We start from the raw sequence: 19,036 nt of genomic DNA on the forward strand, positions 1-19,036 counted from the left end.
GCGGGATCTTGGAGAGAGACGCCATGGACTATTCCCGGGACCGGCCGCGCGGAGCCGACATCGTCGTCGAGGCGCTGGAGCGCCTCGGCGTCCGCCGCATCTTCACCCTGTCGGGCAACCACATCATGCCGATCTTCGACGCCCTGCTGGGCACGAACATCGCGGTGGTGCATGTCCGTCAGGAGGCCGCCTGCGTGCACATGGCCGATGCCTGGGGCCGCCTGACCGGTGAGGTCGGGGTCGCCCTGGTCACCGGCGGCCAGGGGCAGACCAACGGCGCCGCCGCCCTGTTCACGGCTCTTGCGGCGGAGAGCCCCGTTCTGCTGCTCTCGGGCCATGCCGGCCTGTCGGAGATCGGGCGCGGCGCGTTCCAGGAACTCGCCCAGGCGGATATCGCCCGCCCGATGACCAAAGCCTCGTGGACGGCCGCCTCCGTCGATACCCTGGCCGACGACATCGCTCGGTCTATGCGGATCGCCCGCGAAGGGCGACCGGGCCCCGTGCATCTCAGCCTCCCGGTCGATCTCCTGGAGGCGCCCGCTGCGGCCGCACCGTCGATCCCTCTCGACGCCTCAATCCGAGTCGGCGAGCCCGGCGCCGACCTCATCGCGGCCGTAGCGGCGGAGCTCGGCCGAGCGCGGCGCCCCCTGATCCTGTGCGGCCCGGCCGCCTGCGGCGCCGAGGGACGCGGGCGGATGGCGGCGTTGGAGAGCGCCTCCGGCATCCCCGTCCTCGGCATGGAGAGTCCGCGCGGCCTCAACGATCCGAGTCTAGGCGCCTTCGCCGAGGTGCTAACGCAGGCCGATTGCCTCGTGCTCCTCGGCAAGCCCCTCGACTTCACCCTGAAGTTCGGCGATGCGTCCGCGGTGGCGCCAGCCTGCCGCTTCGTCGTTATCGACCCCGACCCGGCCCTCGTCGCGCGGGTCGACCCTGCCCGCCTAGCGGTCTCGGGCGCGGCAGACGCTCTTTCCACCCTCGAAGCCCTGGCGCGCCGTCTTGGCGACGAGCCGCGGCCAGACTGGCACGCCACTGTGCGGGCGGCGGTCGATTACCGGCCGCCGGACTGGGACGATAGGCGCGGCTCCGAGGGCCGCCTCCATCCGGTGGAGCTGTGCCGGGGCGTCGCCGCCTTCCTCGACCGGCATCCCGGCGGCACGCTGATCTGCGACGGCGGCGAGATCGGGCAATGGCCCCAAGCCCTGGTGAACGCTCCCCGGCGCCTCATCAACGGGGTTTCGGGCACCATCGGCGCGTCGCTGCCCTTCGCTCTCGCGGCCCGACTCCACAATCCGGCCGGTCCCGTGGTGGCGGTCCTGGGGGACGGCACCTTCGGCTTCCACATGGCCGAGTTCGACACCGCCGTGCGCTACGGCCTGCCCTTCATCGCCGTGGTGGGCAACGATGCCCGCTGGAACGCCGAGTACCAGATCCAGCTACGCCAGTACGGCGCGGCGCGGGCGCGGCACTGCGACCTCCTGAGCTCGCGCTACGATCGCGTTGCGACGGCGCTGGGCGGCTACGGGGCCCTCGTCACCCGGGCCGAGGACCTGCCCCAGGCCCTAGAGGACGCCCATGCCAGCGGCCTGCCGGCCTGCCTCAACGTGCTGATCGAGAGCGTGCCCGCCCCGGTAATCCGGCGGCCGAAGGCGGGCTGACCGCACATCTCCGACAAGGCTCCGACCCAGGGAGGTTCACATGCGCCGACGCGACGTACTGGCCCGGGGACTGCTCGGCGCGGGACTGCCCCTCCTAGCGGGGCTGCAGTCGGCGCAGGCCGAGATGCAGGCGGTCAGCATCGCGCGCCAGCCGAGCCTGGGGCACCTGCCGCTGATGCTCATGGAGGACCAAGGCCTGCTCCAGAAGCACGCCGCGGCGCGGGGCCTGTCCGGGCTCGGCGCCCGCTACATCACGCTGGCGGGCGGGGCCGCGATGAACGACGCGCTCCTGTCCGGCTCGGTCCAGTTCGTGGCCGGCGGTGTGCCGCCCCTCGTCCTGCTCTGGTCCAAGACCGAGGGAACCGGCATGGCCGTGAAGGGGGTGGCGGCGATGAACGCCATGCCGCTCCTCATGAACACCAATGCGGAGCGCGTCCGGTCGCTCGCCGACTTTACCGACCGGGACAAGATCGCCCTGCCGGCGGTGAAGGTTTCGGTCCAGGCCATGTTCCTGCAGATGGCGGCCGAGAAGGCGCTCGGGGAGGCGCGGCGGAACGATCTCGACCGCCTGACCGTGACCCTGTCGCACCCGGACGGTATGGCGGCCCTGTTGTCAGGTCAGGAGGTCAGCGCGCATTTCACCGCCGCGCCGATCCAGGAGCTGGAGCTGCGCAAGCCCGGCATCCGCACGATCCTCAACACCTTCGACGTGCTCGGCGGTCCCTCGACCTTCAACGTGGTCTGGGCCTCCGCCGCCTTCGTTGAGGCCAATCCCACCGTCCACGCCGCCTTCACGGCAGCCCTCGAGGAGGCGGTCGCGTCCATCGCGGGCGACCCCCAAGCAGCGGCCGAGGCCTATGCGCGCCTCGCCCGCGACGGCTCCGACATCGGCCTCATCGCGTCGATCCTGGCCTCGCCCCAGGTCACCTTCACGACGACGCCTCAAGCGATCCTGCACTACGTCGACTTCATGGCCCGCACCAAGGCGATCCGCCGCGGGGCCCGGGACTGGCGGGAGCTGTTCTTCGCCAACGTTCACGGCAAGCCCGGTAGTTGAAGCCTCGCCCAGGGGCTCAGTGAAACAGACCCGGGAGCGCCAGGGCGGTGGTGGTGAAGCCGATGGCCGCGAGCAGCGCCAGGACGATGGACCGGAACCGGCGCTGGTCGATACGGGAAAACAGCGATAGCCCGGCCAGCACGCTGACGAGGACGATCGGGAGGCCCAGAGCGAGATCGGCCATCAGCTCGAGCGGGAACGGATTGAACGCGGCCAGGATCGTCAGGGACCAGACCTGCAGGACAAGGGTGAAGCTCTGGTAGACCGCGCGCTGCATACGCGGCTCCCAACCGCGCACCAGACTCCAGGCGGTGGGAAGCGCGCCCGACAGCCCGGCGATGCCGCCGAGGATGCCGCCAAGAAAGCCCACGGCGCCGTCGCTCCAGGCATTGCCGTACGACACCCGGTAGTCGGTGCGCAGCAATGCCACCACGGCGCTGTAGAGGATCAGGAAGACCCCGATCATCACCTTCACCACTTCGGGATTGAGGTCCTTGAGGAGGTAGATCCCGATCGGCGCCCCGAGGAGGCCGGGACCGATCATCGCCAGTGCCGTCGCGCGCGGCGGCAGGGTCCGCAGCCGTATCACCGACAGTGCCTGCGAGAGGATGCTGCAGGTCAGCACGAGGGCCGTCGCCTCGATGGGAGCCCGGATCGAGAGCAGGGTGCCAGAGGCCACCAGGGCGAAGGCGAAGCCCGTCAGACCGGAGATGAGGCCGGCGCAGCTCAGGCACAGGACGATCTGGAGGGTTTCGCTCACGGTGCGTCTCGGTCTCCGAACGGCGCGTCGGGCCGCGCAAGATGCAGCCGACAATATGTCTTATATAAGATTAATGACTGATCAAGCAGGTTCGTCGCGGCGCGCGAGAGAGCGTTTGGTACCCGAAGCGGCGTAAGCCACGAAGCGCGTTTTCCGATCGCCGGAGCTTTCATTGAGATCCATGATTGACGACACAAATTCTGATGTCTTATACAAGACTCAGTCGCTGCAAAGAGCCGACGGCTTCACTAAGGAGGATCCTGGAATGAGCAGCCACGCCGGATCGGGCGAGGGGCGGACGAAGCCGCACCTTCTCGCCCACAGCCCGCTGGACAACGTTGCCGTCGCTGTCATTGAGGGCCTGAGCGCCGACACCGATGCGTTCGGCGTCATCACCGAGGACGATTCGACCTTCGCGGTGAACGTCCGCCACGACATCCCGATCGGCCACAAGGTGGCGCTCACCGACCTGAAGGCCGGCGACACCGCTATTAAGTACGGCCAGGATATTGGCAAGATCATCAAGGACGTCGCCAAGGGCGAGCATGTCCACGTCCAGAACCTCAAGACGAAGCGCTGGTGAGGTCGCGATGCCCGGAGAGACGATCATGAACGCCCCAGAGACCACCTCCCCCTTCGTTGGCGGAGCCCCCGACCAGTTCGCGACGGGGGCCCTCGGCTCCGCTCGGCCCTCAACGGACGTCAAGGCCGCCAGCTTCCTGGGCTGGCGCCGCGAGAACGGCCGCGTCGGCGTACGCAACCACGTCGTCCTCCTGCCCCTGGACGACCTCTCGAACGCCGCCTGCGAGGCGGTCGCCAACAACGTCAAGGGCACGATGGCCCTGCCCCACGCCTACGGCCGGCTGCAGTTCGGCGAAGATCTCGATCTCCACTTCCGCACCCTGATCGGCATCGGCTCGAACCCAAACGTCGCGGCCGTGGTGGTCATCGGGATCGAGGACCAGTGGACCAACCGGATCGTCGAAGGCATCGCCAAGACGGGCAAGCCCGTGGTCGGATTCGGCATTGAGGGGCACGGCGACATCGCCACCATCGCCAAGGCGAGCTACCAGGCCAAGCGTTTCGTGCAGTGGGCGACCGAGCTGCCCCGCGAGGAATGCCCGATCGCAGACCTCTGGATTTCGACCAAGTGCGGCGAGTCCGACACCACCACCGGCCTGTCCTCTTGCCCCACCGTGGGCAACCTCTACGACAAGCTAATCCCGCAGGGGATCTACGGCGTGTTCGGCGAGACTTCGGAGATCACCGGCGCCGAGCACCTCTGTCGCGAACGCGCGGCCTCGCCCGAGATCGGCGACAAGTGGTTCACCATGTGGAAGTCCTACCAGGACGACGTGATCGAGGCGCACAAGACCGACGACCTCTCGGACTCACAGCCGACCAAGGGCAACATCCTCGGCGGCCTGAGCACCATCGAGGAGAAGGCGCTCGGCAACCTTGAGAAGATCGGCCACGACTGCCGCTACATCGACGCGCTGCAGCCGGCCGAGTCCCCCGCCAAGGGGCCGGGCCTGTACTACATGGATACCTCGTCGGCGGCGGCCGAGTGCGTGACCTTGATGGCGGCGGCGGGCTACGTGGTCCACACCTTCCCCACCGGGCAAGGCAACGTCATCGGCAATCCGATCGTCCCGGTGATCAAGATCACCGGCAACCCGCGCACGGTCCGGACCATGGGCGAGCACATCGACGTCGACGTCTCGGGCGTCCTGACCCGTGAGATGACCATCCCGCAGGCGGGCGACGCGCTCATCGACATGGTCGTGCGCACCGCGAACGGACGGCTCACGGCCGCCGAATCCCTCGGCCACCGCGAGTTCGTGATGACGAAGCTGTACCGGAGCGCCTAACCGGCGAGCCCTCCCGCCGCGTTCCGGTAAGGAACGCGGCGCCCCATCCCGACGCCATCGGGGTTTCGCGAAGGCGAATTTCGCCAAGGGATGAAGACCGCACAGTAGCGATGCGGCGCATCCCGTTCGAAGGTTCTACGGGAGGAACGCGAGTGAAAAGTTCAGGATCGAAATTCCTGCAGTCGATCTACGGTCAGGTCCTGATCGGCATCGCGCTCGGCATCGTCGTGGGCGTCCTATTTCCGAATTTCGCCGTTGGTCTGAAGGTCCTCGGCGACATGTTCATCAACTTGATCAAGATGGTCGTCGGGCCGGTGATCTTCTGCACGGTGGTGGTCGGCATCGCCCATGTCGGCGACATGAAGAGCGTCGGCCGCATGGGTCTGAAGACCCTCGTGTACTTCGAGGTCTCGACCACCGTGGCGCTCGGCGCCGGCTTGCTGTTCGTCAACCTCCTGCGGCCGGGCGACGGCATCAACGCCACGGTCGAGAGCCTGGATGCCAAGAGCGTCGCCACCATCGCCGGCAAGGCGCATGCCCAGAGCGTGATGGAGATCATTGCCAACATCATCCCGCACAGTGCGGTCGACGCCTTCGCCAAGGGCGACCTTCTGCAGGTGATGTTCTTCTCCGTGCTGGTCGGGATGGGGCTCGCCGCCATGGGGCCGAAGGGACAGTTCCCCCTCAAGGTCATCCACGCCTTCGGCGATATCCTGATGAAGGTCGTGGGCATCATCATGCGCTTCGCGCCCATCGGGGCGTTCGGTGCCATGGCTTTCACCATCGGCAAATTCGGCCTCGGCATCCTCGCTCAGTACGGACTGCTGATCGTATCCCTCTACCTGACGTTCTTCGTCTTCATCGTGCTGTTCCTCGGCAGCGTGATGCGATTCTACGTCGGTCTCAGCCTATGGAAGCTGTTCCTCTACGTCCGCGAAGAGATGTTCATTCTCCTCGGCACCACCAGCACCGAGTCCGTCCTTCCCCGCCTGATGGCCAAGCTCGGGGGCCTCTCCGTGGAGAAGGGCGTCACCGGTCTGGTGATGCCGGCCGGCCTGTCCTTCAACATGGACGGGTCGTGCATCTACCTGACCATGGCAATCGGCTTCATCGCCCAGGCCCTGAACATCCCACTGACTTGGGAGCAGGAGCTCGGCCTCCTCGCGATCGCCCTCGTGACCTCCAAGGGCGTAGCGGGTGTAGCCGGCGCCATCCTATTCGTGCTGGCCGCGACGCTTCAGGCGTCCCAGCTCCTGCCCGTCGCCGGCATCGCGCTGATCATCGGCGTCGACCGCATCCTCAACGAGCTGCGCGCCATCACCAACGCCATCGGCAACATGGTGGCCACGCTGGTGATCGCCCGGTGGGAGGGCAAGATCGACCTCGCCCATGCCCGCGACGTCCTGGACGGGCGCATCCAGCCCGACTTCGACAGCCTCGACGAGCCGGACGAGGTGATCGACGAACCGGCACCGCCGAGAGCTGCCTCGAAACCCGTCCGTCACGGGGCGATGCCCGCCGGGGTTGCTGCCACCTGAACCTCAGTGCGCAATCAGAGTCCCAGTGCCATGCCGACATCAGACACCCCGACGGGCCGCGTACCGAAGGTCGTGATCAGCGAATTCATGGACGAGGCTGCCATCGCAGCTGAGCTCGGTGCGTTCGCGACGCTCTACGACCCGGGCCTGGTCGACCGGCCGAGCGACCTACGGGAGGTGCTGGCCGATGCGGACGCCCTCGTGGTCCGCAACCGCACCCAGGTGAACGCGGCACTGCTGTCCGCCGCACCCGATCTCAAGGCGGTCGGTCGTCTCGGCGTCGGCCTCGATAATATCGACCTCGACGCCTGCCGGAACCGCGGCATCGCGGTCTACCCCGCCACTGGCGCCAACGACGTCGCGGTGGCCGAGTACGTGATCGGCACTGCGATGCTGCTTCTGCGCGGCGCCTACGGCTCCACCATCGCGGTGGCATCCGGGACCTGGCCGCGCAACGCGCTGATGGGCCGGGAGATCGCGGGCAAGCGCCTCGGCCTCGTCGGGTTCGGCGCCATCGCCCGCGAAACCGCCCGCCGCGCCCTCGCCCTAGGGATGCAGGTCACGGCCCACGACCCCTTTCTGCCGGCCGACGACCTGGCCTGGCGGCCGGATGGCGGTGCGGTGGCGCGAGTCGATCTCGAGGCGCTCGTCGCCAGCGCGGACGTCCTGTCCCTGCATGTGCCGCTGACACCCGAGACTCGCGGGATGATCGATGCGGGCGCCATCGCCCGAATGCCGGCCGGGGCGGTGCTGATCAATGCCGCGCGGGGCGAGGTGGTGGACGGCGTGGCCGTAGCGGACGCGTTGCGGTCCGGGCATCTCGGCGGTGCTGCCCTTGACGTCTTCGAGCAGGAGCCCCTCGACACCGCCGCAGGCGCGGCCTTCCGGGATCTGCCCAACCTCATCCTGACGCCGCACATCGCGGGCGTGACGCAGGAATCGAACGTGCGTGTCTCGCGCGTGACCGCTCAGGCCGTGCGCCGCCACCTCTCCGAGGGTCGACCATGACCACCTTAAGCCTCGCCGCCGCCCACACGCTCGTCGCAGAAGCCCTGTGCCGCTGCGGAACGCGGGCTTCTGCCGCGCAGAGCGTCGCCCGCGCCCTCGTCGGCGCCGAGGCCGACGGGTTGAAGGGCCACGGGCTCTCGCGGGTGGCCTCCTACGCGGCCCAGGTCCAGGCCGGCAAAGTGGTGGGCGACGCCACAGTCGCAGTGACGCGACCCCGGCCCGGGTTGCTGGCCATCGACGCCGCCCATGGCTTCGCCTATCCGGCCCTCGACGCGGTAATGGAGCAACTTCCGGCGATCGTCCGGGAACAGGGCGTTGCGGCGGCCGGCATTCGCCGCTCGCACCATTGCGGCGCGGCCGGCCGGCCTGTCGAGGCCCTGGCTGAGGCCGGGCTCGTGGCGATCCTGCTGGCCAACACCCCCGCCGCCATGGCCCCCTGGGGAGGGTCGCGGGCGGTTTTCGGGACGAACCCCCTCGCCTTCGCCTGCCCCCTGCCGAGCCGCGCCCCCATCGTCGTCGACCTGTCCCTTTCGAAAGTGGCGCGTGGCGCGATCATGGCCGCCCGCCAGCGCGGCGAGGCGATTCCCGAGGGCTGGGCCCTCGATGCCGCTGGGCAACCGACCACCGACCCAGCTGCGGCCCTCAAAGGCACCATGGTGCCGCTCGGCGACGCCAAGGGCACGGCGCTCGCCCTGATGGTGGAACTCCTCGCCGCCGGCCTGACCGGGGGGCGGTTCGCCGGAGAGGCGAGCTCGTTCCTCGACGCCGATGGCGATCCTCCGGGCACCGGTCAACTCTTCATCGCGTTCGCGGCGGATGCCTTCGGGCCAGGGGCGCTGGCGCGGTTCGCGGACCTCGCCGGTTCCATAGAGGCCCAGGACGGAGCCCGCCTGCCCGGTGCGCGCCGCCTCGCCCTCCGGGTCCGGGCCGAGGCCGAGGGCCTCGCCGTCCCGGCCGCCCTTGTGGCCGAGATCGAGGCGCTCGGTCGATGAAGGCCATCATCCCGGACGGGTCCCGCCCCCGGCCGCCGGCCCTCCGGATCGAGCGATTGCCCGGAGCGAGGCTCGGCCTTAACGAAGAACGTAACACCGTGCTGGGAAAGCTCTCCCTCCTTCCTCCCACGCCCGGGGATCGAGGGCGCGCCGACATGGAACGTACGGGTGGTCAGGCGGTGGGCTTCCGGCCGCTCTACAGGCAAGTCTACGACACGCTCCTGCGCCGCCTCGCCGACGCGGTCTGGCAGCCGGGCCAGATCCTCCCGAGCGAGGGGGTGCTCGCGACGGAACTCGGCGTCAGCCAAGGGACGGTCCGGAAGGCCCTCGACGCGCTGACCGCCGACAGCCTGCTGGTGCGCCGCCAGGGGCGCGGGACCTTCGTGGCCGAGCACGACGACGTGCAGAGCGTCTTCCGCTTCTTCAAGCTGCGCCCCGACGGGGCGGTGGCCGGCACGCCGACGAGCCGGGTCGTCTCGATCGCAGAGACCGCTGCCACCGTCGACGAGCGCGACCGTCTTGCCCTCTTACGCAACGCGCGCGTGGTGCGGCTGGATCGGGTGCGCGCTCTCGACGGACGCGTCTGCCTGTTCGAGACGATCGCGGTTCCGTCGAGCCTGTTTCCCGGACTAGCGGCGATGGAGCTCCCGAACACGCTCTACAGCCTCTACGCCACCCGGTTCGGGATCACCATCGCCACCGCGCACGAGCGCCTGAAGGCGATTCCGCTCGACCCAGACAAGGCGGAGCTGCTGGGCAAGCCGGCGGGGACACCGGTGCTTGAGGTCGACCGCATCGCCGTCGATCTGGAGGATCGCCCTGTGGAGTGGCGCCTGTCGACGTGTCTCACCGAAGACATTCACTACGCCTCCGTCCTGCGATGACCGCGCGGACGCTGCAGGCGCCTTCAGCCGGACGGGGACATGCCGGGATGACCAACATCGATCGCAGAACACTCCTAATGCAGGCCGGAGCCGGGCTGCTCGCGGCCTCCGGCGCATCCCTAGCGCCCTTCGCCGCCCGGGCCGGCCAGGCCGTCACACTCCCGTTCGGCAACGGGGAGCGGCCGCTCGTGGCCTATCCTGGTAAGCGCCCGCTCCTGCAGATGACCGCGCGGCCGCCGCAGCTCGAAACGCCGTTCTCAGTGTTCGACGAAGGCGCGATTACCCCGAACGACGCCTTCTTCGTGCGCTACCATCTCGCCGACATCCCCACCGAGATCGACCCTCAGGCCTTCCGCGTCGAGATCGGCGGCCATGTCGAGCGCCCGGTCTCCCTCTCGCTCGCCGACCTCAAGGAGATGGGCGGAACCGAGGTGGTCGCGGTCAACCAGTGTTCGGGCAACTCGCGCGGCTTCGTCGAGCCGCGGGTCGCGGGCGGCCAGCTCGCGAACGGGGCCATGGGCTGCGCCCGCTTCGTCGGCGTGCCCCTGAAGACCGTCCTTAACAAGGCAGGCGTGAAGGCCGGAGCCGTGCAGGTCTCCTTCGAAGGGCTCGACGGGCCGGTCCTTCCGGAAACGCCGGACTTTGCGAAGGCGCTCACCCTCGACCACGCCCGCGACGGGGCGGTGATGCTGGCCTGGAGCATGAACGGGGAGGACCTGCCCTGGCTCAACGGCTTCCCGCTGCGCCTCGTGGTGCCAGGCTATTACGGTACCTATTGGGTGAAGCACCTCAACGCCGTCACCGTCCTCGACAAGCCCTACGAAGGGTTTTGGATGAAGACGGCCTACCGCATCCCGGACAACGCCTGCGCCTGCACCGAGTCTGGCAAGGCGGCGGACAAGACCGTACCGATCGGCCGCCTTAACGTCCGCTCCTTCGTGACGAACCTAACGGACGGGGCGGACGTCAAGGCGGGCAAGGTGGCCCTGCGCGGCATCGCCTTCGACGGCGGCTCCGGCATCAAGACGGTGGAGATCTCCGCCGACGACGGGCGGAGCTGGTGTCCGGCCAAGCTTGAGCAAGACCTCGGCGGCTACGCCTTCCGGCGCTGGAACGCGGAAGTCGATCTGGCCACGGGGGCGCACGCGATCCGGGTCAAGGCCACGGCCAACGACGGCGCTACCCAGCCGATGGAGCCCCGGTGGAACCCGCCGGGCTATATGCGCAACTTCATCGAGTCCGTTCGGGTGCGGGCGGCATGAGGAGGATCACGATGACGAGGGTCATAAGGAGAACGGCCGGGAAGACGTTCCTTCCCCTCGCGGCCGCGCTTGCGGGAGCCGGCTTTCTGGCTGGTCTGCCCGCCGCTGCCGCGCCCCGGAGCTACGATCTGCCGGAGCCGACCGCACAGCTTCGGCCCGCGCCCAGCCACGACGCGGGCCGCGCGGCGACCGAGGCTAACTGCCAGAGCTGCCATTCGGTCGACTACATCGCGATGCAGCCGCCTGGAAAAGGATCGGTCTTTTGGACCAGCGAGGTGACGAAGATGCGCAAGGTTTATCATGCGGCGATCAGCGATGCGGACAGTCAAGTCATCGCCGATTACCTCGCGGGGGCGTACTAGGCGTTGGGACTGACGATGGGCCCCGATTTGAAAAGCGCCGGGATCTTAGAGGATGTCAGTGATGGGGGCTGACATCGCTCTCGCCGACGGCGGCCAAGGCAGGTGTTTCTTCCGAATCCATCACGGAAAGGCACCAGGAGCTTCGAAATCTTCGCATGAGCGCCAAGAATATGACGACGGCCGCCGCCGGAGCGAGCAGGCCGGAAGCAGCCAGCGGCTGGGTCGTCTCGCTCGTGCCCGGCATCCTGGTCTGTCTGGCGGTCACGGTGGTGGCGCTGGCCGTGCAGGCTCTGGAGGAGCGGGTAACGGGCCATCCCTATGTTGAGGCGCTGGTGATCGCGATTCTGCTCGGGATCGCCCTACGCACCCTGTGGAGCCCTGGCGAGCGCTTCCGGGGTGGGATTGCGTTCTCCGCGAAGCAAGTGCTCGAACTCGCCGTCACCCTGCTCGGCGCCTCGATCAGCCTCGGGGCCATCGTCGCGTCCGGTACGAGCCTCCTCGTCGGCATCGTCGGCACAGTGATGGTGGCGATCGTCGCCAGCTACGCCATCTGCCGGATGCTCGGTTTGCCACCCCGCATGGCGATCCTGGTCGCTTGCGGCAACGCCATCTGCGGCAACTCCGCGATCGCCGCGGTGGCGCCGGTGATCGGGGCCGACAGCAAGGACGTGGTCGCGGCCATCGCCTTCACGGCGGTTCTCGGCGTGTTGATGGTACTGGGCCTCCCCCTGTTCATCCCCCTCGTCGGCCTGTCTGAGCATCAATACGGGACGCTGGCGGGCCTCACGGTCTACGCGGTGCCGCAGGTGCTTGCCGCGACGGTCCCGGTCGGCCTCCTGGCGACCCAGGTTGGCACCCTGGTCAAGCTCGTGCGCGTCCTGATGCTCGGGCCGGTCGTCGTTGCGTTCTCGTTTATCGCACCGCATCTGCCGGCGGAGGGCGCCTCGGCCAAGGTCCGGCCCGGCCGCCTCGGATTTTTCAAGATCGTGCCCTGGTTCATTCTTGGCTTCCTGGCGCTGGCGAGCCTGCGCTCGCTGGGGCTCGTTCCGGACGCGGCCTCCCAGCCGGTGACGCGTCTCGCGGGCCTCCTCACCGTGGTGTCGATGGCGGCCCTCGGCCTCGGCGTCGACGTGCGGGTTTTGGCGCGAGTCGGCGGACGGGTCACTCTGGCGGTGACCGGCTCTCTCGTCGTCCTACTGGTCGTCAGCCTGTTCCTGATCTGGGCCCTTGAGATCGCCTGACCGCCATCGTTCGGGAATACGCGCGCCGCCTCGCCTCAGGGCACGTCGGGCCGCGGATCGGGAACGAAGCCGTCGCGATTGGGCATCCGCACTGCCGGAAGCGTCCGGGCATCCAGGACGGCATCGTCCGACAGCAGGCCGTTCAAGTTCAGCAGATAGCCGACCACAGCGTAGACCTCGTCGTCGTCGAGCGATTGCGGTGCGTTCACCGGCATCGCACGGCGGACGTAGTCGAACAGCGTCGGTGCATAGGGCTAGAAGCTCCCGACCGTCTTCTTTGGTTTGGCAGAGGCCAGCGTGCCCTGTCCCCCGACGAGGCTGTCGCCGATGCCGCCCTCCCCCTTCTCGCCATGACAGGACTCGCAGTGTTCCGCGAAGACCGAACGGCCACGCGCGACGCTGCCGTTTCCCGCGGGGAGCTTCCTGCCGTCACGATCGATGTCGATGTTCCAGCCGGCAATCTCCGCCTCGGTGGCGGCGCGTCCGATGCCGTATCGACCTTCAGCCGAGGCTGGGGCGGCCAGGGCGTTCGCGGCGCCGACGAGTATCAGGACGGCCGCAGCGCCGCTAAGCCTTGGCATAGCCATTCGACACCTCTCCGCTTCCTGCGATGCGCCACGGGATGACAGCGTTGTTGTGGTAGAACGAGTTCAGCCCACGGGCATCGGCCAGTTCGGCGAAGAGCGGCTGCACGTACCCGGTCTCGTCAATGGCGCGACTCTGGATGATCGCAGGCGCGCCGGTCCAGGTCCAAGCCAGCCGGAACCGGGTCAGCGCCTTGCCGAGGACTGGTGTCTGAAGCTGCGCCTCCTGCCAGGTCCGGCCGTCGTCGACCGAGACCTCGACCCGGGCGATCCTCCCGCGCCCGCTCCAGGCGATCCCCGTGATCTCGTTGAAGCCGGGCTCGATCCGCTGCGTGCCCGACGGCCGCGTGATCACTGACTTCGCCTCCATCATGAACGTGAACTGCCGCGCGGTCCCATCCGGCATTAGGTCGGTGTACTTCGCGGTCTCCTCGCGGGAATAGGCCGGCTCGTCCGTAACGTTGAGGCGGCGCAGCCACTTCACGTTCATGTTGCCCTCGAAGCCGGGCAGCAGCACACGCAGCGGGTAGCCTTGTTGTGGGCGGAGGCGCTCGCCGTTCTGGCTGTAGACGAGCAGCGCATCGTCGAGGCATTTCTCGATCGGGATGCTGCGGGTCAGCGCGGCCGCATCGGCGCCCTCGGCGATGACCCACTTGGCACCGGGCTTGAGCCCGGCCTCCTCGAGCACCGTCCTGAGCCGAACGCCGGTCCATTCGGCACAGCTCAGCAGCCCGACGAGGTCCGATGCCGTCTGGCCCGCATGCACCGCCTTGAAGTCGGGGTTTCCCGAGCACTCGATGAAATGGATCTGCGACAAGCTCGGGAAGCGCCGGATGTCGTCCATGGTGAGCACCAGCGGCCGCTCGACCAGGCCGTGGATCATCAGGCGATGCTGAGCCGGGTCGATCTCGGGGACGCCGCCATGGTTGCGCTCGTAGAACAGGCCGTTGGGCGTAATGATCCCGTCGAGCTCCTGCAGCGGCGTGCGGACCGAGGCCGATATCGACTGCTTCAGGGTCTTCGGGATGTTCTTAACGACGTGCGCCTCGAACGGCGACGGCGTCCCGTAAGGCTGCGCCCCTGTATCTGCGCCCGGTACCTTCATCCAAGGCGGTACGCTTAGCTGTCGAAGCTATGAAGGTTGTTCACCCGGGGCGGGGGTGAGAGGCTGGGGTTGCGAAGCCAACCAACCCTGACCGAGCGCCCCGGATGAACACCCATCAGCATGCCCGCATGACGGTCCATGGTCGAGCCCTTCTGGTGAACCGGATCCTGGTCGAAGGCTGGCGCGTGGCCGAGGCCGCGCAGGCTGCGGGCCTCAGCGAGCGCTCGGCCTACAAGTGGCTGGCCCGCTTTCGGGCGGGCGGCGCGGGGGCACTTCGCGATAGAAGCTCGGCGCCCCTCCGGCCAAAGGTGCGCGTCACGCCCGCGATCTGCACGCAGGTCGAGGCCCTGCGGCGCACGCGGCTGACGGGGCAGACCATCGCCGAGCGCCTCACCATCCCGCGCTCCACCATCGGCCGGGTCCTGCGCGGTCTCGGTCTCGGCCGTCTGAGCGCGCTGGACGTTCGGCCGCCGGTCATCCGCTATCAGCGCGAGAGGCCGGGCGAACTCATCCACATCGACACGAAGAAGCTCGGCCGGATCGACGGCGTCGGTCACCGCATCACCGGCAACCGGCGCGACGGCCGGCGCGGCATCGGCTGGGAGGCCCTGCATGTGGCCATCGACGATGCCTCGCGTCTCGCCTACACGGCCGTCCTGCCCGACGAGACCAAGCAGAGCGCCATCACCTTCATGAGTGAGGCGCTGGCGTTCTTTGCCCGACATGGCGTCACCGTCGAGCGCGTGATGAGCGACAACGGCGCGGCCTACCGCAGCCATGCCTTCCGCGACCTGCTCGCCGAGGCCGGCCTGCGCCATGTCCGGACCCGGCCCTACACGCCGCGCACTAACGGCAAGGCCGAGCGCTTCATCCAGACCTCGCTGCGTGAATGGATCTACGCCGAGCCCTACGCCTCATCCGCCGAGCGGACACAAGCCATGAGCCCCTGGATCGACCACTACAACACCAGCCGAACCCACTCCGCCCTCAGCCGACAGACACCCTGGCAAAGGCTGAACAACCTTCTGGGCAACGACACTTAGCGGCCCGTTCGCGCAGGCCGGGCTAGCTGCAAATTCGGCAGCGATGCCGCCGTAGACGAGGGCGGATCCCCGCGCGAGGAACCGCCGGCGCGACGTCCCCGCAACCGCCTCGGTGTCTCGGACCGCTTCGGCATCGGACTCTGTTCCGCTCACCCTGTATCTCCTCAGCTGGATTGGGCCGTGGTCGGACGCGAGATTGTAGTTCCGCCAATCCGACCGCGTCATCCCCGAGCTAGTTCTCTTGGTGAGATCGCCGAAAGGAAACGCTTCAATTGATCACTTGGCAGCAGTTCGGCGTCGACCCACCGCCAACGCGGAAATTCGTATTACAGAGACGTCGATGCCAGCGCGACACGTGACGCCAGCCTCGCCGCCCGATCTAATGCAATGCGGACTGGCCGTCATCGACCCAACCCAGCCACTCGGACCGCCGTCGGTGCTTCTCGAAAGCAGCCGTTCGTCAGCCCCCCGGCAACTTCGGTTTAAGGTGGCGATCAGACCTTAGCTCTTCGCCCGAAATCGGGCGCTGCGCGCGCCGCTCTTCACCGCCTACCGGCGGCGGCCAAGCTGGTTCGTTCAACAATCTCGACCGCGCCGCGACGGAGTTCGATCAGGCCTGCTTCGGCCCATTGTGCCAGGATGCGGCTCACCACCTCGCGCACGCTGCCGACGTCGTCGGCCAGCTTCTGATGGGTCACGGCAACGACGCCGCGTGGATCGGCTTCAGCTAAGAGCCGTTGGGCGAGGCGCTGTTTGAGCGGGGCGAACGCTACCTCGTCGATCAGCGTGAACAGACCGGACATCAGCCGCGTGTAGTCGTCCATGACGAAGCTGCGAAACGCGGAACTATCGCCCATCAAGTGCTGGAATGTGCTCACCGGCAGAGCCGCAAGCTCAGTCCGCTCCTCGGCTACGCTTTGGGCCGGGAAGGTACCGCCGGATAGGAGGCATTGCGTGGTAAGGGCGCAGGTGCCGCCGGGACCGACCTTGTAGATCAAGACCTCGCGCCCGCCCTCAGACATGCGGAAGATACGCGTGCGCCCCTCAAGGCACATAAGGTAGTTGGCGCACTCGCCATCGAGTTCGTAGGCCGTAGCACCGGCCTCCAGCACCGGGAACTGCACGGTTCCCCGGGCGAGTTGTAGGTGCGCCGGGCTGAGCGCCTGGAGAAGTGGAAATCGGTCGACCCAATGCTCGACCTTGTGCGCGTCCATCATGATCGGCGTCGCTCTCAGGCCGGGACGACGGGCTGATCGTCCGGCTCGCTTTGCGTTTTTCTCCCACCGCGCCGGACTTGTGTGACCTGGGTCACCGACCGGATGCAGCGGCTCGGCATAGCATCACGACACAACGAACACGATACGGGCGTCGGCCATGCACGGCACCTGATGGGAGTAAACTGATGCGCCGCCTCGCCCTAAGCTTCATGCTGGCCGCTCTCGTCGCCGGCCCGGCCGCCGCTGAACAGGATTTGCTGCTCGGGGCCGACATGACCTCGCCCGCGATGACCAAGGCCGAGATGACCCGGGCCGACGTTGAGGCGCTGATCGCCAAGGCAGACGGCAAGCCCATTGACCTCTCCGACAAGGCGCTGGCCGGCCTCGACCTGTCCGGCCTGAACCTCAAGGGCGCGAACCTGCGCACCGCCCGCCTGAACAAGGCCAACCTGCGCGGCGCCGACCTGAGCGGTGCCAATCTGGAGCAGGCCTGGTTCATCAAGGCCGACCTCTCGGGCGCCAAGCTCGTGGGCGCCAAGATGTTCGGCATCACCGCCCGCGACGCCAACCTGAGCGGGGCCGACCTCAGTCGGTCGATGCCCATCGGCGACTTCAAGGGCGCCAACATGGCTGGGGCGACGCTGGTCGACCTCAAGGGCGGCGCCGACATCAAGAACCAGTCCATGGGCCTGATGCGGGCCGTGTTCGTCTCGGTGAACCTCAAGGGTGCCAACTTGAAGGGAGCGAACCTCGGTCGCTCGCGCCTGGAATACGCCGACCTCACCGACGCGGACCTCACCGACGTGGTCCTCATGGGTTCCGACATGTCAGGGGCCAATCTCACCGGCGCGACCGTCGCCGGGGCCGACTTCAAGAACGTCGACGTCACAGCCGCCCGCCTCATTGATCTTAAGGGCCAGGACAGCGCCAAGGACTGGTCGGCCCGCGTGAACGTCGACCGGGCGATCACGCAGGTCTCGAACTGAGACCCGACCTCCACCCCCAGCCAGCCATCACGGGAACAGCCTCCATGACCACTCGCCGCATCCTGCTCGCCGCCTTCTCCGTCGCCCCTATGCTGTTCGGCACCGCCGCCGGCGCCGCCGAGATGACCTACACGCCCGCCGCCTTCGAGGCGGCCCAGAAGGCCGGCAAGCCGATCCTCGTCCACATCACCGCTCCGTGGTGCGCCACCTGCGCCGCCCAGAAGCCGATCCTGTCGAAGCTTGAGGCCGACCCGAAGTTCAAGGACCTGCAGGTGTTCGACGTCGACTTCGACAGCCGCAAGGACGTGGTGAAGCAGTTCGGCGCCACGATGCAGAGCACGCTCATCACCTACAAGGGCGAGAAGGAGACCGGGCGCTCGGCCGGCGAGACCAAGCCCGAGGCGATCTCTTCACTCCTCGAAAAGGCGATCTGAGCCGTCATGGTCACGAGCCTGGGCCTCGCCTTCCTCGCCGGCATCCTCTCGGTGCTGTCTCCTTGCGTGCTGCCGTTGCTGCCGCTGGTGCTCGGCGCGGCCGCCTCGGAACACCGGCTCGGCCCGGCCGCGCTCGCCGCCGGCCTGGCCCTGTCCTTCGTGGCCATCGGGCTGTTCGTGGCGACCGTTGGCTTCGCCATCGGCCTCGACGCCGGCATCTTCCGAATCGGCGCGGCCATCATGCTCATCCTGATCGGGCTGGTCCTGATGGTCCCGGCGGCCCAGACCCGGCTCGCCGTAGCCGCCGGACCAGTAAGCAACTGGACGGAGAGCCGTTTCGGTGGCTTCTCGACCGCAGGCCTTCTCGGACAGTTCGGCGTCGGGGTGCTGCTCGGGGCGGTGTGGAGCCCCTGCGTCGGCCCGACCCTCGGAGCGGCCTCGCTGCTCGCTTCCCAGGGGCGCGATCTTGGCATCGTCGCGCTGACCATGCTCCTGTTCGGCCTCGGCGCGGCCCTGCCGCTAGTTCTGCTCGGCACCGTCTCACGCGAGGTCCTGATGCGCTGGCGCGACCGGATGATGGGACTGGGCAAGGGGCTCAAGGCGGCGCTCGGGCTGATCCTTGTTGCCACCGGCCTGTTGATCGCCTCCGGCTACGACAAGGCGGCGGAGACCGCGCTGGTCAACGTCTCGCCGGATTGGCTCACCGGCTTGACCACTCGCCTGTGAAGCAGCCCTTCTCAAGGCTTGCTATGGGTCGTGAGTGGGCTCGGCGAGGATGTCCTGTGTGGATGGCTCCCGCATTGCAAGCGGCGAATTGAGCTTCTGACGCGTTGGTCGGGTGCAGTCTTGTGTCCGGCCTGTTGATGCAGTCGTTCTTGTGACTGCTGGCCCTGATGGTATCCGCGAGCTGGGTCCCACTCTGCTTTGCGGGCTATGATGCTCTGGACATTCAGCGGGGTGTCCCGGCTCCCGGTCTGACCGGTTCGCCATCAACTCTCATCGTCCTCGCAACTCGGAAAAGTGCTCCCCTTCCTGCT

At 67.9% G+C, this 19,036-nt stretch carries 17 protein-coding genes and 2 pseudogenes; 15 read left to right on the forward strand and 4 right to left on the reverse strand.

Annotation, left to right across the window (positions count from 1 at the left end):
* The first annotated feature begins 23 nt into the window (after positions 1 to 23).
* Both MKK55_RS01480 and MKK55_RS01485 read left to right on the forward strand, forming a co-directional pair.
* Positions 24 to 1,655: a thiamine pyrophosphate-binding protein gene (locus tag MKK55_RS01480; protein ID WP_243932933.1), complete on the forward strand. Its 1,632-nt coding sequence runs from the start codon at positions 24 to 26 to the stop codon at positions 1,653 to 1,655.
* 40 nt (positions 1,656 to 1,695) lie between these two features.
* Positions 1,696 to 2,712, forward strand: coding sequence for an ABC transporter substrate-binding protein (locus MKK55_RS01485; RefSeq protein WP_243932934.1), 1,017 nt, complete (start codon positions 1,696 to 1,698; stop codon positions 2,710 to 2,712).
* A 16-nt stretch (positions 2,713 to 2,728) separates the two neighbouring features.
* On the opposite strand, the gene MKK55_RS01490 is transcribed toward MKK55_RS01485, so the two are convergent.
* Positions 2,729 to 3,472 (reverse strand): sulfite exporter TauE/SafE family protein, encoded by a 744-nt coding sequence (locus MKK55_RS01490; RefSeq protein WP_243932935.1) that lies wholly within the window; start codon positions 3,470 to 3,472, stop codon positions 2,729 to 2,731.
* Between the two features lie 265 nt (positions 3,473 to 3,737).
* Between MKK55_RS01490 and MKK55_RS01495 the strand changes: the two genes are divergently transcribed.
* The 9 genes from MKK55_RS01495 to MKK55_RS01535 all read left to right on the forward strand — a co-directional run bounded on the left by MKK55_RS01495 (position 3,738) and on the right by MKK55_RS01535 (position 12,630).
* A complete protein-coding gene (locus tag MKK55_RS01495) occupies positions 3,738 to 4,055 on the forward strand; it encodes a UxaA family hydrolase (protein WP_147763436.1) in 318 nt (105 codons plus the stop codon).
* Between the two features lie 25 nt (positions 4,056 to 4,080).
* Positions 4,081 to 5,343 carry a UxaA family hydrolase gene (locus tag MKK55_RS01500; RefSeq protein WP_243932936.1) on the forward strand — a complete coding sequence of 421 codons (1,263 nt, stop codon included), beginning with the start codon at positions 4,081 to 4,083 and terminating at the stop codon, positions 5,341 to 5,343.
* A gap of 152 nt (positions 5,344 to 5,495) precedes the next feature.
* A complete protein-coding gene (locus tag MKK55_RS01505) occupies positions 5,496 to 6,881 on the forward strand; it encodes a cation:dicarboxylate symporter family transporter (protein ID WP_243932938.1) in 1,386 nt (461 codons plus the stop codon).
* Positions 6,882 to 6,911: 30 nt separating this feature from the next.
* Positions 6,912 to 7,889 (forward strand): hydroxyacid dehydrogenase, encoded by a 978-nt coding sequence (locus tag MKK55_RS01510; RefSeq protein WP_243932940.1) that lies wholly within the window; start codon positions 6,912 to 6,914, stop codon positions 7,887 to 7,889.
* On the forward strand, positions 7,886 to 8,881 hold the full coding sequence (locus tag MKK55_RS01515) for an Ldh family oxidoreductase (protein WP_243932942.1): 996 nt from the start codon (positions 7,886 to 7,888) through the stop codon (positions 8,879 to 8,881). Before MKK55_RS01510 ends, MKK55_RS01515 begins: the two co-directional genes overlap by 4 nt.
* A gap of 155 nt (positions 8,882 to 9,036) precedes the next feature.
* Positions 9,037 to 9,765: a GntR family transcriptional regulator gene (locus MKK55_RS01520; RefSeq protein ID WP_243932945.1), complete on the forward strand. Its 729-nt coding sequence runs from the start codon at positions 9,037 to 9,039 to the stop codon at positions 9,763 to 9,765.
* A 47-nt stretch (positions 9,766 to 9,812) separates the two neighbouring features.
* Positions 9,813 to 11,027, forward strand: a complete 1,215-nt coding sequence (locus MKK55_RS01525; protein WP_243932946.1) for a molybdopterin-dependent oxidoreductase — start codon at positions 9,813 to 9,815, stop codon at positions 11,025 to 11,027.
* Between the two features lie 11 nt (positions 11,028 to 11,038).
* On the forward strand, positions 11,039 to 11,389 hold the full coding sequence (locus MKK55_RS01530) for a cytochrome c (RefSeq protein WP_243932947.1): 351 nt from the start codon (positions 11,039 to 11,041) through the stop codon (positions 11,387 to 11,389).
* 155 nt (positions 11,390 to 11,544) lie between these two features.
* Positions 11,545 to 12,630 (forward strand): YeiH family protein, encoded by a 1,086-nt coding sequence (locus MKK55_RS01535; protein WP_409565999.1) that lies wholly within the window; start codon positions 11,545 to 11,547, stop codon positions 12,628 to 12,630.
* Between the two features lie 35 nt (positions 12,631 to 12,665).
* Here MKK55_RS01535 and MKK55_RS01540 read toward each other — a convergent pair.
* Positions 12,666 to 13,217, reverse strand: a pseudogene (locus MKK55_RS01540) (c-type cytochrome).
* Positions 13,198 to 14,334 (reverse strand): annotated as a pseudogene (gene soxC / locus MKK55_RS01545) (sulfite dehydrogenase); the annotation flags it as partial. The pseudogenes soxC and MKK55_RS01540, both read right to left, overlap by 20 nt.
* A gap of 89 nt (positions 14,335 to 14,423) precedes the next feature.
* Here soxC and MKK55_RS01550 point away from each other — a divergent pair.
* A complete protein-coding gene (locus MKK55_RS01550) occupies positions 14,424 to 15,362 on the forward strand; it encodes an IS481 family transposase (RefSeq protein WP_243932949.1) in 939 nt (312 codons plus the stop codon).
* A gap of 542 nt (positions 15,363 to 15,904) precedes the next feature.
* Here MKK55_RS01550 and MKK55_RS01555 read toward each other — a convergent pair.
* A complete protein-coding gene (locus MKK55_RS01555; protein WP_243932950.1) occupies positions 15,905 to 16,579 on the reverse strand; it encodes a Crp/Fnr family transcriptional regulator in 675 nt (224 codons plus the stop codon).
* 185 nt (positions 16,580 to 16,764) lie between these two features.
* On the opposite strand from MKK55_RS01555, the gene MKK55_RS01560 reads away from it, so the two are divergent.
* The 3 genes from MKK55_RS01560 to MKK55_RS01570 are packed head-to-tail and all read left to right on the forward strand — an operon-like array spanning position 16,765 to position 18,725.
* The gene (locus MKK55_RS01560) at positions 16,765 to 17,565 is read left to right on the forward strand and encodes a pentapeptide repeat-containing protein (protein ID WP_243932951.1); all 801 of its coding nucleotides are present in this window, start codon (positions 16,765 to 16,767) and stop codon (positions 17,563 to 17,565) included.
* A gap of 44 nt (positions 17,566 to 17,609) precedes the next feature.
* Positions 17,610 to 17,999, forward strand: coding sequence for a thioredoxin family protein (locus MKK55_RS01565; RefSeq protein ID WP_243932952.1), 390 nt, complete (start codon positions 17,610 to 17,612; stop codon positions 17,997 to 17,999).
* A 6-nt stretch (positions 18,000 to 18,005) separates the two neighbouring features.
* Entirely contained in the window at positions 18,006 to 18,725 is a 720-nt protein-coding gene (locus tag MKK55_RS01570) for a cytochrome c biogenesis CcdA family protein (RefSeq protein WP_243932954.1), read from the forward strand.
* Positions 18,726 to 19,036 lie beyond the last annotated feature (311 nt).

Origin of the sequence: Methylobacterium sp. J-059, assembly GCF_022829485.1 — a bacterium.
Taxonomy (GTDB): Bacteria; Pseudomonadota; Alphaproteobacteria; order Rhizobiales; family Beijerinckiaceae; genus Methylobacterium.

Bases quoted from the DNA above. Each gene is read 5' to 3' on its own strand.
- MKK55_RS01525 (WP_243932946.1), top strand. From the start codon at position 9,813: ATGACCAACATCGATCGCAGAACACTCCTAATGCAGGCCGGAGCCGGG.
- MKK55_RS01510 (WP_243932940.1), top strand. From the start codon at position 6,912: ATGCCGACATCAGACACCCCGACGGGCCGCGTACCGAAGGTCGTGATC.
- MKK55_RS01535 (WP_409565999.1), top strand. From the start codon at position 11,545: ATGAGCGCCAAGAATATGACGACGGCCGCCGCCGGAGCGAGCAGGCCG.
- MKK55_RS01520 (WP_243932945.1), top strand. From the start codon at position 9,037: ATGGAACGTACGGGTGGTCAGGCGGTGGGCTTCCGGCCGCTCTACAGG.
- MKK55_RS01565 (WP_243932952.1), top strand. From the start codon at position 17,610: ATGACCACTCGCCGCATCCTGCTCGCCGCCTTCTCCGTCGCCCCTATG.
- MKK55_RS01495 (WP_147763436.1), top strand. From the start codon at position 3,738: ATGAGCAGCCACGCCGGATCGGGCGAGGGGCGGACGAAGCCGCACCTT.
- MKK55_RS01500 (WP_243932936.1), top strand. From the start codon at position 4,081: ATGAACGCCCCAGAGACCACCTCCCCCTTCGTTGGCGGAGCCCCCGAC.
- MKK55_RS01550 (WP_243932949.1), top strand. From the start codon at position 14,424: ATGAACACCCATCAGCATGCCCGCATGACGGTCCATGGTCGAGCCCTT.
- MKK55_RS01515 (WP_243932942.1), top strand. From the start codon at position 7,886: ATGACCACCTTAAGCCTCGCCGCCGCCCACACGCTCGTCGCAGAAGCC.
- MKK55_RS01560 (WP_243932951.1), top strand. From the start codon at position 16,765: ATGCGCCGCCTCGCCCTAAGCTTCATGCTGGCCGCTCTCGTCGCCGGC.
- MKK55_RS01555 (WP_243932950.1), bottom strand. From the start codon at position 16,579: ATGATGGACGCGCACAAGGTCGAGCATTGGGTCGACCGATTTCCACTT.
- MKK55_RS01480 (WP_243932933.1), top strand. From the start codon at position 24: ATGGACTATTCCCGGGACCGGCCGCGCGGAGCCGACATCGTCGTCGAG.
- MKK55_RS01530 (WP_243932947.1), top strand. From the start codon at position 11,039: ATGACGAGGGTCATAAGGAGAACGGCCGGGAAGACGTTCCTTCCCCTC.
- MKK55_RS01485 (WP_243932934.1), top strand. From the start codon at position 1,696: ATGCGCCGACGCGACGTACTGGCCCGGGGACTGCTCGGCGCGGGACTG.
- MKK55_RS01570 (WP_243932954.1), top strand. From the start codon at position 18,006: ATGGTCACGAGCCTGGGCCTCGCCTTCCTCGCCGGCATCCTCTCGGTG.